We start from the raw sequence: 14,921 nt of genomic DNA on the forward strand, positions 1-14,921 counted from the left end.
GCGTTAACATATCGATACCAAAATAAAAGAAATAAGAGAATGATCAAGAATAATTTATATCCCTTCTGCCTGGAAGAATACTAAGAAGTTCGGTTACAACCGCACGATTGTCTTATCTTCTGCGTTGTAAGCACTTCAATATTTTCAGTGGCTTCATCAGGATCGTCAATCGTTTGAATAAGTTTTCGGGCAGCCCTCTTCCCTACCTCATAAGCTGGCTGATGTATAGTGGTAAGCGGTGTGTCTAGTAGTGGAGCACGGATGTCATCCGTAAATCCAACAATTGCTATATCTTCAGGAATAGATAAACCTGCTTCTTCAATAGCCCTGACTGCTCCAAAAGCAACCGGGTCGTTAACAGCTACTACGGCTTCAGGATATTCCTCCGATGATACTGAAAGAATTTTTTTCATACCCTCATAACCCAGCTCTTCCTGAAAGCCACCCTCAACAATCCATCTATTATTTATTGGTAAATCATTTTCTCTCAAGGCATCCAGATATCCTTCCAATCGTTTTTTACCAATTGAAACATCCTGAGGACCACTGAGATGAGCAATCTTTTCATATTTATGTTCCTTAATAAGATGTTCCGTTATCTGTTTTGAACTAGCTCTATCATTAACGCTAACACAGCTGGCGCCAATATTTTCAACACATCGGTCAAAAAACACAACTTTTGTACCTGAATTAATCAATCCCTCGTAATAAGAATAGTCATCTACAGTTAGCGAGGAAGAGATCAATATTCCATCAACACGCTTGGCACGCAGAGCCTGAATAGCATTTTTCTCTCGTTCAAATTGCTCGTTTGCGTTGGTAAGAAAAAGTTGATAGTCTGATGCATTGGTCACCTCTTCAATACCCCGTACTACTTCAGGGAAAAATGCATGAGTAATTTCCGGGATAACAACTCCAATCGTATATGTTTTGCTCGAAACCAGGCTTTTAGCTACATGGTTCGGCGTGTAGCCCATACTTTTCGCCTTTTTTAAGACTTTTTTCCGAGTCTTCTCATCTACATTTGAACGATTATTTAGAGCTCTTGAAACTGTCATTGCCGACACACCCAGCTCTTCAGCAATGTGTTTAAGTGTAATATTTGAACTCACTAAATTGAATATTGATTACAGTTATACTTTAGGAAAAGCTTTGAAATCAGAAAATAAAAACGCTAACAGTTATATATAATTTAATAAAATTTAAAGTTAAATCATTTTTAGCTGTTATTCACGATTCTTCTCGTATTGATGACTTGGTTTTTATTAAACATTATTGATCAGCCGAGGTTCAACATCCGAAAGCCTACGAGTTTTAGAAATCGTAGTCATAAGTCATAAAGGTAATCCCCTCGTGTACCTCATTATCAAAATCAAAGAAGGTATTATTTTCCCAAGATGATCCAGCGCCCCACAAATCTTTCATTTCAGAACTAATCCATGCGGGTTCCCAGTACATTATTCCTGTACCACCGCCGTCTATTACCTGCTGGGTTAGATCAGTCATAAAGTTCAGCTGCCCTTCTTTAGTGGCCGGATAGCCTTCAAGTAAACTTGTTTCATCAAAAATATTACTATAGCTATCAGCATTATCGAGCGTCCACGGATACGCTGTTTCTACGATCATGACCTCTTTACCAAAATTCTGTCGAAAATCGGATACATACTTATCGATATTCTCCAGTGCAACTTCCGACCAGGGAGTGTAATATGAGAAACCAATGATATCAAAATCAGTAATTTCGCCAGTGGACATGATATTCTCGAACCACCATTCTACGTTTTCGGGCTGGGCAATATGCAAAATGATCTTTGTATCAACTTCTGTATCAGCCGCCACATCCCGTACCGCCTCTATACCACTGTTAATGACAGTCCCCAGATTCTGCCAATGGCCTTCACAGCCATTCAAAGGCGGAAAGTCACCCGGAGCATTCGTAAACATCATTCCGCAGTTCGTTTCATTACCAATCTGCACAAATTCGGGCATCAAGTTTCGGTCGGCTAAATGCATTAACGAATTTCGTGTATAATTATAGACCGAGTCTCTGAGCGTCTCAATATTTTTGATCTCCATCCATGCTTTTTGGAACATCTTGTCTTTCCGGATCAGCTCAGATGTCAGAGTAATGAAAGTCCAGATTGACTGCCATCCCTTGTTCTTTCGATTGTTGAATGCTCTTAGTAACTTCCGAAAGTCTGCTGTAAAGCGGGAGAGCAGCCTTTTTATAAACTTCCTGTCTAATCCAATCTGGAGTGTGCCACAACCGCAGGCGAACGACATTTGTGCCGTAATCACTGAATATTTTATAAGGATTTTTGACTATTCCCGAATCCCGATATGTGCCGCCGTGATCTATTATCTGGTTTACATATGAAAGATCGGCTCCCATAACAAATTCATCTATAGAATACTCTCTCGAATCTTTCTCGTTAACTATCGGTGCTTTACCCTGACATTCCAAAACTAGTAAACCACCTAAAAGCACTAACCAGAAATACCTTATCATATCACAGCACAAATTACAGAATTATGCGTTGCTTGGAGAATTATTAGATCCTAGAATTCATAAAATAAAGTCACACGCGGAATAATATCCGTATTGGGAGTAAAGCCAGCCGAATTCTCCCCATAAATTATACTTTCGATGTTAGGCATGATATGAATCTGATCGTGAACAAAAATATCAAGCCCTCCTACAAGAAATGTCGACTCCACATTTTCTGCGAATGGTACGTATGAGTTACTGCTGCCATCAGGATACCTGTCAAAAAGATGATCGACCCGAAGATAACCTTTTAATGTTTCTTCATCATTAAGGGTGAAATTTGAAAAAACAGAAATCAGATCCAGATTTATATCTGGTCCTCCAACCAGCGGTTCCCTATATTGATTGGCGTATAAAGCGCCGAGATTGAGTCGATCGGTCTGATATCCGGCAAAAATCTGTGACGTAAAACTATCTTGTCCACCCGCATTATTAAAATCGCCATAACCTTCAATGACAAAATGATCGGTAATATTATATGCCAGCGACAGCATTAGCTTTTTACCCTTGTCAATTTCAGGTTTATTACTATTACCATTACCTAAGAAGAAATGATAATTCAGTTTCTCTGCATCGTCCAAGCTTCCCTTAAATGCCAGTCCAAAATCACGAGAGCTGCCAAAGTCATACAAATCCAGTGGAGATTTTTCAATAGAACGATATCCCCATACATCTTCAACTAATCCCCAGGTGGGAGTCGAAGAAATACCAGCCAGAATCTGATGCTGACTATTTTGCCACTTCAGGTAGGCATCTTTGACATCTGGAATCATTTCGGCACTGGATTCAAAATCACCGGCTGAATTCATCTCTAAACGCAGACGGCTGGAAAAAGCATCGCTGAAAGTGTATTCATGAGTGAGATAAATCCGACGAAACCAGAAACCGTTTTGGTTTTCCAGATTTGAATTGTGATGCTGTGATATCCAATAATAATCGGCAAATGCCAATCCGCTGAATGAACTTTTATCTTCTACTGAATTCTGTGCTTGTAACGGAGTAATATTAAATCCCAAAAATAGTAATCCTATTATATATATATATCGCATACTGATATTTTATTTTTGTGCTGATCGTTTATTCTGCAGCTGCTGAACTTGTGCTGATCTATATTTTAAAGCAAGCAGCCAAATTTGATAAAAATCTTTCCCTACCACCTATAGGCTTGAAGACCTTCGGATAGACAATAACAACAAACGTATATACTATACGCCGCGGATTTAATCCTCGGAGTCAGCCGAATTATTGTTGTTATTTTTGGATTTCATCTTCTTGTGCTTAAGTACTTTTGCCTCAATATAAAAGATGAGCTCTTCGGCTATATTTTTTGTAAGGTCACCAACCCGTTCAAGCTTTCTGATTATTGAAAACAGATAAAGATAATTCTGTGTCTGTTCAATATCCTCTTTTATTAGCTCTGAGGTTACGGTAGAAACTTCGCGATTAATTTCATTCAGTGTTTTATCGAGCTTAAACACTTTTCGGGCCAATTCGGTATCCTCGGTAATAAAAGCGTTAAAAACGTTACTCACCATCTTTAAAGATGTATTATACATTTCATCCAGCCGCATTTTTTGGATGGTTTCTTCGTCAATCCGCCTTCCGAAATCAACAATATATTTTGCAATACTATTGGCATGATCACCGATTCTTTCGAGGTCGGAGTTGATTTTAAAAGCCGCCATCACAAAGCGGAGATCTACGGCTACAGGGTTATGAAGAGCTAAAATATTTTCGCAATCCCGGTCTATGGTCAACTCCAGACTATCAACTCTCTTTTCATTGGCCATAATCTCGTGCGCCATCTCCTCGTCGAAACCCTGAAGTGCTTTGTGGCCTTTTTCGAGCTGATTTTTAACCAGAAACATTAACTCAAGGATGTTATCCTTTAATAATTTGATTTCCGTGTCTAAGTGCTTCATGTGCTAAATGTTTTCGATTTGATCTCTCGTTAGTGGCGAATCACCCGAATCTACCTGTAATATAATTCTGTGTACGATCTTTTTCGGGATTGGTAAATATTTTTTGTGTATCGCCATATTCAATCAGTCGTCCCATATATAAGAACGCGGTATTATCGCTCACACGTCCGGCTTGCTGCATATTATGGGTTACAATAACAATCGTATAATCTTTTTTAAGCTCGTGAATTAGATCTTCAATCTTGCCGGAGGAAATAGGATCAAGAGCAGAAGTGGGTTCATCCATCAGCAAAACTGTAGGCTCTACCGCAAGAGCACGGGCAATGCATAACCGCTGCTGCTGACCGCCGGATAACGACAGTGCCTGTTTATCAAGATTGTCTTCAACTTCGCTGTAGAGTGTAGACTGTTTTAAGGATGTAATAACTCGCTCTTCAATATAATCATCATCCTTGATCCCCTGGATGCGAAGTCCGTAGGCAACATTTTCATAAATAGATTTTGGAAATGGATTTGGCTTTTGAAAAACCATCCCAACTGTTTTTCGCAACTCTTCAACATTTACCGAAGGATCATAGATATCTTTGTTATCCATCAGGATTTCTCCATTCATGTGAAAGCCTTCAATATAGTCATTCATCCGGTTGAACAGACGCAAAAATGTTGATTTACCACATCCGGACGGACCGATAAATGCCGTGATGGAATTTTCGACGATATCCAGGCTGATGTTATCGATCGCCTTAAAATCACCATAGAAAACATCCACATTTTTTGCCTGCAGTTTGTACGACCGATTTTTTGAATTCAGTTTTGGTTTTGTCTTCAATTTTGTAGCCTTTGGCTGATCACTTTTTGTTTCTGAATCCATCCTAATATTCTATTATTTAAAAAATGTTAAACCCGTTACCACTTCATTTTATTCTGCCAGCGGTATCGCAAATAAACGGCAATGCCATTCATGACAAAGGTTATCAACAGTAAAACGATTATAGCAGCTGCGGCATTAACAACAAACTCCTGTTGTGGACGTGTTACCCAATTAAATATTTGCACTGGCAGTACGGTAAATTCATCCAGTGGATTTTGGGGAGCAAAAGGAACGTATACCAAGGCTCCGACTACAATCAATGGTGCCGTTTCACCAATAGCACGCGAAAGTGCCAGAATTACACCGGTCAAGATGCCACCAAATGATGCAGGCAGCACCTGATGCCAAATCGTTTGCCACTTTGAAGCACCCAACGCATTTGAGGCATCGCGAATGGAACTGGGTACGGCCCGAATAGCTTCTCGCGTAGAAACAATGATAATGGGTAAGATTAACAGTGAAAGCGTCAATGCCCCGGCCAAAATACTGTTGCCCATATGCATCATTCGCACAAATACCCCCAGTCCCAACAGGCCGTAAATAATAGAGGGTACACTTGCCAGGTTTGCAATGTTAATTTCCAAAAAGGAACTCCAACGGTTCTGCTTAGTGAATTCTTCCAGATAAATACCGGCGCCCACTCCCAGTGGGAACGATATTAACGTAGTAAAAACCATGATCCAAACAGTCCCCATCCAGGCTGTATAAATCCCCGAGTTTTCGGCAAAGCGTGAGGGCAACTTAACTAAAAAGTCCCAACTTAGACGTTCAGCCCCCACATAGATCACAAAGCCGATAAAAATAGCCAATATCACAATTCCAAATGTGCTGGCAAAAATCCCAACATATTTAAATGCAATATCTTTGAACCTATTTATCTTTGGTCTATTCATACTTTTCCTGATACCTGTTTTTTATCCAGAAGCTGATGTTATTCAAAATAAATGTCACTACGAACAGGGTTATACCGGCCGCAAATATGGTTTGATACGCAATGGTGCCCTGCGGAAGATCACCCGAACTTACCTTAACAATATAGGCGGTGATAGTTTCTATAGGCACGGTGGGATCAAAAGTAAACGTTGGTGTCTGACCTGCAGCAATGGCTACAATCATGGTTTCACCTATAGCACGAGAAAGGGCCAAGATAATAGATACCATAATGCCCGACGAAGCAGCGGGTACCATTACCCGAAAGGCGGTTTGGAACCGGGTTGAACCCATTCCATACGAAGCCTGTCGCAGTGAATCAGGGACCGCGGCTAATGCATCTTCACTTAGAGATGATACAAAAGGAATAATCATGATTCCCATTACAAGCCCCGGCGAAAGTGCGTTAAAGCCGGAAAGATCGGGAATAAACAGTTTCAAGAATGGAGTCACAATCATCAGGGCAAAGAAACCATAAACTACCGTAGGTACCACAGCCAGAACTTCCAGCAGTGGTTTCAAGACCTTCCGAAATCGTTTTGGGGCGTATTCGTTCAAATAGATTGCAATAGCTAATCCTACAGGAAGGGCAACGGCAATAGCGATAAATGTTGTAAGCAATGTTCCCGAGACTAATGGAAGAATGCCGTAATTTTTATCTGCAAAAAGAGGAGTCCATTCGGTGCCCGTAAGAAAATCTATAATAGAAACCTCACTGAAAAACCCGAACGCCTCGTACGATAACACTCCAATGATGCCAAGAGTCGTGAGAATGGTTATCAGGGCACAGAAAGCCAGAACCTTCTCAATGATTTTCTCTTTTAAATTCATGAAAGAGGATAATGGTAGTTTATTCCGCTTAACCAACAATGAGTGGCTAAGCGGAATACGACAGATTAGTTAATTAGCTTCTGTTGTATCGGATACGAAGCTCTGAAATGCTGATTTTTGCTTTTCATAATCTTCTTCCGGCATAGGAACATACCCCACATCCTGTGCCAGTTCTCCTGCATTATTGAAATAAAATTCTACAAATTTCTGTACGGCCGGACGCTGCGCGGATTCTTGAGATACATAAATGTACAGCTCTCGCGACAATGGTTTATATGTACCGTCTTTAACAGTTTCAAGTGAAGGTTCTACAGGACCGTCTCCCGCGTCAATACCTATGAGCTTCAACTGATCGGCATTTTCCTCGTAGTAAGCCAATCCAAAGTAGCCAAGTGCATATTTATCCGAAGAAATGCCCTGCACCGCTACATTATAATCGGCCACTGCATTGTAATCGGTCCGGCTGGCACCAGATTCACCGTTAATGACTTCGGTAAAGAAATCATATGTTCCATGAGCTGTATTGGGTCCATAAAGGCGTATTTCCTCCTCCGGCCATTCATCACGGATATCACTCCACTGCTCAACCTCACTATCCGGCTCCCAGATCATTTTCAGCTCATCGGGAGTAAGCGTCTCAACCCAGTCATTTTCAGGATTAACAACAATTGAAATTCCATCAAGTGCTATAGAAAACTCTTCGTAGTTCACTCCGTTTTCCTTTGCCAATTGTTGCTCCTCTTCAGAAATTTCGCGTGAGGCATTCGAAATATCAGTCTCTCCCCTCGCAAACTTCTTAAATCCGGCTCCTGAGCCCGACGAGCCAACCGAAACTCTTATACTCGGTTCGACATCCCGAAACTCCTCGGCTACAGCTTCGGTGATGGGATAAACGGTACCTGATCCATCGATTTTAATTTCTTGCTGACCGCCACCCGAGCCACAAGAATAGAGGAAAAGACCGCTAAACAGGAAAAGTACAAATATTTTTTTAACCATTATCTCAATAATTTAGAATTGAATATACTATGGAATTATTTGTGTGTGCTGAAATTCGATGACTTAATGTAACCGAAAAAAATGAGGCTTTTGTTAAGACAATGTTAAGAATTTTTCTCCCCTGAACTATGCTGCCCGTGTAGCCACGCCTATAATCTACTGTTGATTAGCAGTTGTGTCAGATGCTGAATAAAATTTTCTAAACTTCTGTTTTTCAGCTTCATAATCAGAATCAGACAAAGGCACATATCCAGCCTTTTTAACAAGTTCAGGTGCATTATCCAGATAAAAATTCACAAACTCCTGAACATTTTGCCGCTTGGCAGCCTCTTTGCGCACATATATAAAAAGTGGCCGGGATAAAGGTGTATAGGTTTCATCAGAAACAGTTTGCAAACTGGGTTTAACCGCTTCCTTATCACCATCTTTCACTGCCAATAACTTCAATTTATCCTGATTTTTCTTGTAATAGCCAAGACCAACAAAACCCATTGCATTGAGATTATCACTAACTCCCTGAACCAGCACACTGTCATCTTCGCTGGCAGTAAAATCACCACGGCTGGATCCACTCTCTCCTACTATAGCAGAAGTAAAATAATCATAGGTACCAGAAGCCACACCGGGACCAAAAAGATGAAACTCTTCCTCCGGCCACTCATTCCGAACATCATTCCAGTGGGTTATTTCTCCCTGTGCTTCTGGCTCCCAAATTTTTTCCAGCTCTTCTACAGTAATTACATCCGACCAGTCATTATCGGGATGAACAATTACCACAATACCGTCAAGAGCAATTGGAAGTTCGATATATTCTACCTCATTTTTTTCGGCAAGTTTGATCTCTTCTTCGTCAATTACACGTGAAGCATTATTTATATCAGTTTCAGCACGTATAAACTTTTGAAAACCCCCGCCTGTTCCGGAAAAATCAACCGTAACCTTAACACCGGATTTGTTTGCACGGTATTCCTCGGCGATAGCCTTGGTAATAGGAAAAACTGTACTGGAACCATCAATCTTTATCTCGTTAACAGGATCTTCTTCTGACCTGCATGAAAATAGCAATAGCCCGCAAAATAAAAGTAGTACAAAAACATTTCTGTCCATTTAAATAATTAATGAAATAGTCTTTCATATTATCATGAGTAGCGTAATATATTTGAAACTCAATATTGACTATGAATGTTTCTGCTCCATTTATTTGTAAAATCGAGAGTTTTTATGATTTTTTTGACGAAATGGTATTGTTTTTTGTAACGAGAGATATTAACTTCTGAAATAAATTTTACTACCCATATAACGGCAGAATTTATGAAGAAAGCAGGAGAAAAATTTCGCAAATACTACCGCTCCGGGAATTACAAAAATTTCTACAAGGTAAAAGAGCGTTACTCTGAAGTTACAGGGCAAACGCATATCACCTTTACTAATGGCATAAAGAAGTTTTTCGCATGTGGACAATATAAGGAAGAAGCCTTGGAAAAAATCTTTAATAAAATTGACGAAGTTTATAGCAGTAAAAAAAGCGCCAGCTACCAGCTTTAATAGTAACATCGCTTTTTTCTTCCTTCCTTTATACAACCGCTTATCTGCTTCCTATAGCTTTTTGCTTTAATTTTTACTGCATTCTCTTACCTTGTGTATTACGATTATAGAAAAACTGAAAAATTTCATTTTAGCACCATGCTATGAATGACAACTCATCTGATAAACTGGCGGTACTTATAGATGCTGACAATGCCCAACCCCTTATTATAGAAGGATTATTGGCCGAAATCGCAAAGTATGGCACAGCCAATGTGAAGCGTATTTATGGAGATTGGACCTCTACCAAATTGCGCGGCTGGAAAGAACACCTGCTCCAGCATTCTATACAACCTATTCAGCAGTTCGGATATACAACCGGCAAAAATGCTACCGACAGTGCCATGATTATCGATGCCATGGATCTGCTATATACTAATCAGTTTGATGGATTCTGCATCGTTTCCAGCGATAGCGACTTTACCAAACTTGCCGCGCGTATACGAGAAGCTGGATTAACTGTATACGGATTCGGGGAGCGAAAAACTCCGGAGCCTTTTGTAGCTGCTTGTGACAAGTTTATTTACACCGAAGTGCTGCGCGGCGAAGAAGAAGCCGATAAGGATTCTTCCTTTCGCAAGATGTCTACCAATGAGCTGAAACAGGATACCAAGCTGGTCAATTTAACCCGTAATGCTGTTGAGGCTTCTTCGGATGAAAGCGGATGGGCTCATCTTGGGCAAGTGGGCAGCTATATAGCAAAACAGTCGCCTGAGTTTGATCCCCGTAATTATGGCTATCGTAAATTGGGTAATCTGTTCAAAGCTATTAAGCTTTTCGAGGTCGAAGAGCGCTCTACCGGGCAAGGTCAATCGATAGCGATCTATGTCAAAGATAAGCGTAAATAGGATCGCAGATTGAACAGATTGCGCTGCTTACACTGATGATGGAACACAGATTACACTGATTGAGCTGATTAGCACGGTTATATTTATTTATCAGCGAGTATCCGCATCACCAGTGTCACCAGCGTTCTATGGATATTACTCCGTAATCGAAGTCTCTCGAATGAATTTGCGGGCCGCCCACTGGCTCCCCCAAAAACCCATAAATATCGCCAGCAGTACCATCGCTCCGCATAAGTAATACCAATGACCAAATGGCCACTCGAGTCCGCCAAACTGTGGTATATATTTAGGTAATATATATTGGAAAGAGAGCAACATCACACCCACAGACAATATCCCCGCGATTAGCCCCTGAATAACTCCTTCAATAACAAACGGACGTCGAATAAAACTATTGGTTGCCCCTACCAGCTTCATCGCTTTAATCAGATCTCGTTTGGCGTAGATCGTCAACCGTATAGTATTGAAAACCAGAATTAATGAGGCAAGCAAAATTAGAATACCTAATCCTCCGCCGATGGTAGCTACCGTTTGGAAGCGCGATTCAAGCATCTCCAGCAACCGCTGATTAAACCGCACTTCATCCACTCCTCGAAATTGTTCAATAGACTGTACCAGCGAATCTACCCTGGATATTTCAGTATCGGGATTAATTTGTAAGCGAAAAGAAGCCGGCAAAAACTTTAATTCTGCCAGAGAACTGCTGCCGGAACCAAACTCTTCCTCGAAAATAGCCGCAGCACTATCTTTAGATATATATCCCACTTCCTGAATCAGTTCGGTATTTTTCAGCTTATCCTCCAGCTCTTGGGTGGTTCGTTCATCTAAATCGACCAAAAAAACTTCCACATCAATCGATTTCTTCAAAGTTTGGGCTACCTCATAACCGTTGTAGGACACGCGAGCCAAAATTCCCAAGAGCAATACGGCTATAAATAAAGAAAAAATAGAAGTGAATGAAGCCAGTCGGGCTCTCCGAAAACCCGCTATGCCTTCTTTTACAAGGTATTTTAAACTCATTAATGGTAATTGATTTAATTTCTGAAAAGTGCCTTTACACCAAATATGAACCGGCGCTGCGACATAGGATATTGTGCTGTCTCAAAGTAGCCCAGCTGACTAACATCGTCAAGTACATTTTCCCATCGTAGTGTAAACATAATTGAACGCACCCTTGCCGAAATATCGACATCCAACCGATTAAAAACAGGCAAGTGTTGATCATTACTGAGTGGCTGCCAATAATCCAACGTGGGATTATAGTGATCGGCCTGATACCGAAATGGCGCCATCATTCCAGACACTCCCGCCTTGACATAGGTAGCCCTATCAAACAGATACCCTTTCCAGTAAGCACTTCCTTTTAGCCATATCCGCTCATCGGGCGACATCGATATAGTACCGGTAGGATTTATATAACTATCTGTAAATCGGTGCATAGTTGCCGATCCCTCGAGTTCAAAATATTGGTGATCCCATTCAAAAAATCCGGTGGCAGATTGCGATGCATAGCTCAACACATTCGTGAATGTACTGTCAACAGTCATTATACCATCAACAACATCTTTATGTTGTCCGCGGACGCCAATTTCAGTATCCGCAGTAAAATTGTACTTAAGCGTTCCCCGTACCTCCTGAATCTTCTCGTTATTTAATATTTCATTGCCGCTGAATTCTTCAGAATCCCAATATAACTGTTGAGGCGTAGGCATAATGCTTCCTGTGGATATGCCAGGGTTGAGCGTAAATCCTCCAATGGAAATATCGGTATCTGCATTGAGGCGATATGACTGAAAGCCATCGCTTCGGAGACGAAATTCTGCTCCACCAGTTACTTCCCCAAATTGAGCTAGATCGATTGATAATCTTCCTTCCGTCTTAAACAGCGTCCAGTTGGAAGTCGGCAAACTTTCCTCACTATCCGACTGGTTAAAGAATTGCTGCAAACTGGCTCCACTTTCGAGCGTAAATCCGCGCCAGTTCCACCACTTCTTAGCATTTGTACCGATTGATTTTATCTGATATCCTGTAGTATCGGCGGGATATGTCAGTGACCGTTCTTTGCCCTGATAAAAGATACCTGCGCGAAATTCATCAACGGCATCTACTGTATCACTTCGCTGATAAAAATTCAGCCTCAATAAATTACTCGTTTTATCGGTTTGAGCTGAAGGCTGATTTGCAGTGGCTGTAAAATGATCAAAGTTAAAGAGCAACAAATTAGGAATATTATAACCGAACGGCTGCCCAATATCATAGTTGTTGTTTACATAGTTAAGTTTCAGATATTGGCGGTTATTGATATGATGACTAATTTTTCCATAAATCTGACGACCCGTAACTGCTGAATTATTATACTCCCCTCCTGTCCGACGATCCCAGTAGCTTACTTCTACATTCGTACGCTGCGACAGATTATGACTTACTTCAAATTGCAGGTTTCGGAACGAAAAAGCACTCTCACTGTACAACAATCGCGATAGCGGCTCATTCAGATAATACTGCCGGTTATAATAGCTCATACGGTGCTCAGTACCTAAATCCTGTTGGTAAAACTCCGATATTTTATGCTGTGAAATCCACGACCAATCCACAATCCCAGTAACGGGATCATTCAACGAAATATCCTCCCAATACAGCTGTTGATGACGTGGCTCATGGGCATTTATCTGGACAGCATTCGAACGAACGCTCGTCCCGAGCCGGTAACTTATAACACCTGGATCACGATTAAGTTTATAGGTCCAGTCAGGCCATATTTGCCACCGCAATGTACTGTCGGTAGCTGTGAGTTCGGCTCCCAAAGGAGGATGAAACTCCCAAGGCGTTAGCTCTATAAGCGGTTCTTCCATGTCAGCAGCTTGTTGACCTGAGGGATCTTCGGGCGGAAGTTCAACAGGCACAAAAAGGGTCGTATCTATGACCACCGTATCCATACGGGCCGAATCTACCTGTGCCGTGGCAGCCGAATGCATCAGGATAAAAATGAAAATGAGATATGTAATTCGGGGTAGCTTCAAGCCGGGTGTTTTTTTAGACCATATGGCATTTCTGTGATTCCCAGGATCGCCCGCCGTGCCATCTCCAGTGCCACGGCCGAGGATCTTTCCTTATTTATTAGCCGGTCGTTAGTGAAGAGAGCCTTCAGCGCAAAGTGTTGATCTTTGCTCCAAAATCCAATCCAGACGGTACCCACCGGCTTTTCCTCTGTACCGCCGGTCGGACCGGCAATACCCGTCGTGGAGATGCCGATCTCCGTATCCAAATGTTGCGCTACGCCCCGGGCCATCTGCAGCGCCACCGGCTTACTGACCGCGCCATAGCGTTTGATATCCTCCGGATTTACATCAAGCTGATTCGTCTTCACCTCATTATCATAGGCAATAATACCTCCTGTCGTATAACTGCTGCACCCGGGATTGTTGGTGATGTCGTTCATTACATATCCGCCGGTACAGCTCTCGGCCGCAGAGATCCAACGTTTATTCTGTTCTAACAGATCTCCAAGTACTCCGGCAATCGTGAGCTCTTTGCCTTCACCGAGGATCACGTATCCCGCTTTTTCTCTGATGTGATTAGCAACCGATCGAATTTGTTGCTCTACCTCCTTTTCTTCTGAACCATATCCGCTTATGCGAATGCGCACTCCCTGCGGGCTCGGAAGATAAGCTACACTCACATTTTCCGGCAACACCGGGTCGAGATCCCCAATCACCTGATCGCTAAGTGTACTTTCACCAATGCCTGCCGTTAACAGGTAAAGCGAATGACGAAGCTCGGTATCGCCATCCCCTTCCCGGATTTTCGGCAGTACCTTTTCACGCATCAGATGCTTCATCTCAAAAGGCACCCCCGGCAGAACAGCTAATTTTGCGTGCTCCCGTTCGAACCACATCCCCGGCGCCGTACCCTGCGTATTAAATAACACCTCACAGCAATCGGGTACTTCCGCCTGATGATAGTTCGATCTGCTAAACGGAATATTTCGCTTCTTAAATACTTTTTTGATAAATGCAAGCACCGACTCATCCACGACAAGTTCGCAATCAAAAAGGTCAGTCACCGCCTTTTTGGTGATGTCGTCATGTGTGGGTCCCAATCCCCCGGTAACAATCACCAAGTCCGATGTTGAAAGCGCACGCGAAAGAACATTTTTTACCGTCTCCAGGTCATCGCCCACCGTATGGATTTCCGTGATATCGATGCCGGATTCGGTCAGGAATTCTCCCAGCCAGCTGGCATTGGTGTTAATGGTATCACCAATAAGCAGCTCGTTTCCAATACTAATAATTTGGCTCTGCATGTAGAAAGCGATCGCTTATGATTTGATAAAATCGTTGAGCAAAATATCAAAACTCTGTGACCTTTTCGAAGCTATTTCTCATCCA

The 14,921-nt window shown here is 41.8% G+C and carries 15 protein-coding genes; 2 read left to right on the forward strand and 13 right to left on the reverse strand.

All coding sequences use genetic code 11. The features are described 5' to 3' along the window. Nucleotides 1–80: 80 nt before the first annotated feature. From ACT3ID_RS06715 to ACT3ID_RS06760, 10 genes are all read right to left on the reverse strand, one after another. Nucleotides 81–1,112 (reverse strand): LacI family DNA-binding transcriptional regulator, encoded by a 1,032-nt coding sequence (locus ACT3ID_RS06715; RefSeq protein WP_491541233.1) that lies wholly within the window; start codon nucleotides 1,110–1,112, stop codon nucleotides 81–83. A 202-nt stretch (nucleotides 1,113–1,314) separates the two neighbouring features. Then, nucleotides 1,315–2,094, reverse strand: coding sequence for a glycosyl hydrolase 53 family protein (locus ACT3ID_RS06720; RefSeq protein ID WP_491541234.1), 780 nt, complete (start codon nucleotides 2,092–2,094; stop codon nucleotides 1,315–1,317). A gap of 19 nt (nucleotides 2,095–2,113) precedes the next feature. Beyond that, nucleotides 2,114–2,509, reverse strand: a complete 396-nt coding sequence (locus ACT3ID_RS06725; protein WP_491541235.1) for a glycosyl hydrolase 53 family protein — start codon at nucleotides 2,507–2,509, stop codon at nucleotides 2,114–2,116. A gap of 50 nt (nucleotides 2,510–2,559) precedes the next feature. Next, complete coding sequence (locus ACT3ID_RS06730) at nucleotides 2,560–3,597, reverse strand: porin (RefSeq protein ID WP_491541236.1); 1,038 nt, start codon at nucleotides 3,595–3,597, stop codon at nucleotides 2,560–2,562. Nucleotides 3,598–3,768: 171 nt separating this feature from the next. Next, nucleotides 3,769–4,470: a phosphate signaling complex protein PhoU gene (gene phoU, locus ACT3ID_RS06735; protein WP_491541237.1), complete on the reverse strand. Its 702-nt coding sequence runs from the start codon at nucleotides 4,468–4,470 to the stop codon at nucleotides 3,769–3,771. Between the two features lie 40 nt (nucleotides 4,471–4,510). Further along, nucleotides 4,511–5,341: a phosphate ABC transporter ATP-binding protein PstB gene (gene pstB / locus ACT3ID_RS06740; protein ID WP_491541238.1), complete on the reverse strand. Its 831-nt coding sequence runs from the start codon at nucleotides 5,339–5,341 to the stop codon at nucleotides 4,511–4,513. A gap of 35 nt (nucleotides 5,342–5,376) precedes the next feature. Continuing rightward, complete coding sequence (gene pstA / locus ACT3ID_RS06745) at nucleotides 5,377–6,234, reverse strand: phosphate ABC transporter permease PstA (RefSeq protein ID WP_491541239.1); 858 nt, start codon at nucleotides 6,232–6,234, stop codon at nucleotides 5,377–5,379. Next, entirely contained in the window at nucleotides 6,227–7,102 is an 876-nt protein-coding gene (pstC, locus tag ACT3ID_RS06750; protein ID WP_491541240.1) for a phosphate ABC transporter permease subunit PstC, read from the reverse strand. The genes pstA and pstC overlap by 8 nt, the downstream gene beginning before the upstream one ends. Before the next feature lie 69 nt (nucleotides 7,103–7,171). Then, nucleotides 7,172–8,101 (reverse strand): PstS family phosphate ABC transporter substrate-binding protein, encoded by a 930-nt coding sequence (locus tag ACT3ID_RS06755; RefSeq protein ID WP_491541241.1) that lies wholly within the window; start codon nucleotides 8,099–8,101, stop codon nucleotides 7,172–7,174. A 156-nt stretch (nucleotides 8,102–8,257) separates the two neighbouring features. After that, nucleotides 8,258–9,208 carry a PstS family phosphate ABC transporter substrate-binding protein gene (locus tag ACT3ID_RS06760; protein WP_491541242.1) on the reverse strand — a complete coding sequence of 317 codons (951 nt, stop codon included), beginning with the start codon at nucleotides 9,206–9,208 and terminating at the stop codon, nucleotides 8,258–8,260. 204 nt (nucleotides 9,209–9,412) lie between these two features. On the opposite strand from ACT3ID_RS06760, the gene ACT3ID_RS06765 reads away from it, so the two are divergent. Together ACT3ID_RS06765 and ACT3ID_RS06770 are read left to right on the forward strand one after the other, a co-directional pair. Beyond that, on the forward strand, nucleotides 9,413–9,646 hold the full coding sequence (locus tag ACT3ID_RS06765) for a hypothetical protein (protein ID WP_491541243.1): 234 nt from the start codon (nucleotides 9,413–9,415) through the stop codon (nucleotides 9,644–9,646). A gap of 143 nt (nucleotides 9,647–9,789) precedes the next feature. Beyond that, nucleotides 9,790–10,533 carry an NYN domain-containing protein gene (locus ACT3ID_RS06770; RefSeq protein WP_491541244.1) on the forward strand — a complete coding sequence of 248 codons (744 nt, stop codon included), beginning with the start codon at nucleotides 9,790–9,792 and terminating at the stop codon, nucleotides 10,531–10,533. A 135-nt stretch (nucleotides 10,534–10,668) separates the two neighbouring features. On the opposite strand, the gene ACT3ID_RS06775 is transcribed toward ACT3ID_RS06770, so the two are convergent. From ACT3ID_RS06775 to ACT3ID_RS06785, 3 genes are read right to left on the reverse strand one after another with little or no spacing between them, the layout of a single operon-like run. Continuing rightward, nucleotides 10,669–11,553, reverse strand: coding sequence for a cell division protein FtsX (locus tag ACT3ID_RS06775; protein ID WP_491541245.1), 885 nt, complete (start codon nucleotides 11,551–11,553; stop codon nucleotides 10,669–10,671). A 14-nt stretch (nucleotides 11,554–11,567) separates the two neighbouring features. Then, complete coding sequence (locus ACT3ID_RS06780) at nucleotides 11,568–13,553, reverse strand: putative porin (protein WP_491541246.1); 1,986 nt, start codon at nucleotides 13,551–13,553, stop codon at nucleotides 11,568–11,570. Next, entirely contained in the window at nucleotides 13,550–14,836 is a 1,287-nt protein-coding gene (locus tag ACT3ID_RS06785) for a competence/damage-inducible protein A (RefSeq protein WP_491541247.1), read from the reverse strand. Before ACT3ID_RS06785 ends, ACT3ID_RS06780 begins: the two co-directional genes overlap by 4 nt. Nucleotides 14,837–14,921 lie beyond the last annotated feature (85 nt).

Source organism: Fodinibius sp. GM108 (genome assembly GCF_058386985.1).

Bases quoted from the DNA above. Each gene is read 5' to 3' on its own strand.
- ACT3ID_RS06720 (WP_491541234.1), bottom strand. From the start codon at position 2,094: ATGTTCCAAAAAGCATGGATGGAGATCAAAAATATTGAGACGCTCAGA.
- ACT3ID_RS06725 (WP_491541235.1), bottom strand. From the start codon at position 2,509: ATGATAAGGTATTTCTGGTTAGTGCTTTTAGGTGGTTTACTAGTTTTG.
- ACT3ID_RS06730 (WP_491541236.1), bottom strand. From the start codon at position 3,597: ATGCGATATATATATATAATAGGATTACTATTTTTGGGATTTAATATT.
- phoU (WP_491541237.1), bottom strand. From the start codon at position 4,470: ATGAAGCACTTAGACACGGAAATCAAATTATTAAAGGATAACATCCTT.
- pstB (WP_491541238.1), bottom strand. From the start codon at position 5,341: ATGGATTCAGAAACAAAAAGTGATCAGCCAAAGGCTACAAAATTGAAG.
- pstA (WP_491541239.1), bottom strand. From the start codon at position 6,234: ATGAATAGACCAAAGATAAATAGGTTCAAAGATATTGCATTTAAATAT.
- pstC (WP_491541240.1), bottom strand. From the start codon at position 7,102: ATGAATTTAAAAGAGAAAATCATTGAGAAGGTTCTGGCTTTCTGTGCC.
- ACT3ID_RS06755 (WP_491541241.1), bottom strand. From the start codon at position 8,101: ATGGTTAAAAAAATATTTGTACTTTTCCTGTTTAGCGGTCTTTTCCTC.
- ACT3ID_RS06760 (WP_491541242.1), bottom strand. From the start codon at position 9,208: ATGGACAGAAATGTTTTTGTACTACTTTTATTTTGCGGGCTATTGCTA.
- ACT3ID_RS06765 (WP_491541243.1), top strand. From the start codon at position 9,413: ATGAAGAAAGCAGGAGAAAAATTTCGCAAATACTACCGCTCCGGGAAT.
- ACT3ID_RS06770 (WP_491541244.1), top strand. From the start codon at position 9,790: ATGAATGACAACTCATCTGATAAACTGGCGGTACTTATAGATGCTGAC.
- ACT3ID_RS06775 (WP_491541245.1), bottom strand. From the start codon at position 11,553: ATGAGTTTAAAATACCTTGTAAAAGAAGGCATAGCGGGTTTTCGGAGA.
- ACT3ID_RS06785 (WP_491541247.1), bottom strand. From the start codon at position 14,836: ATGCAGAGCCAAATTATTAGTATTGGAAACGAGCTGCTTATTGGTGAT.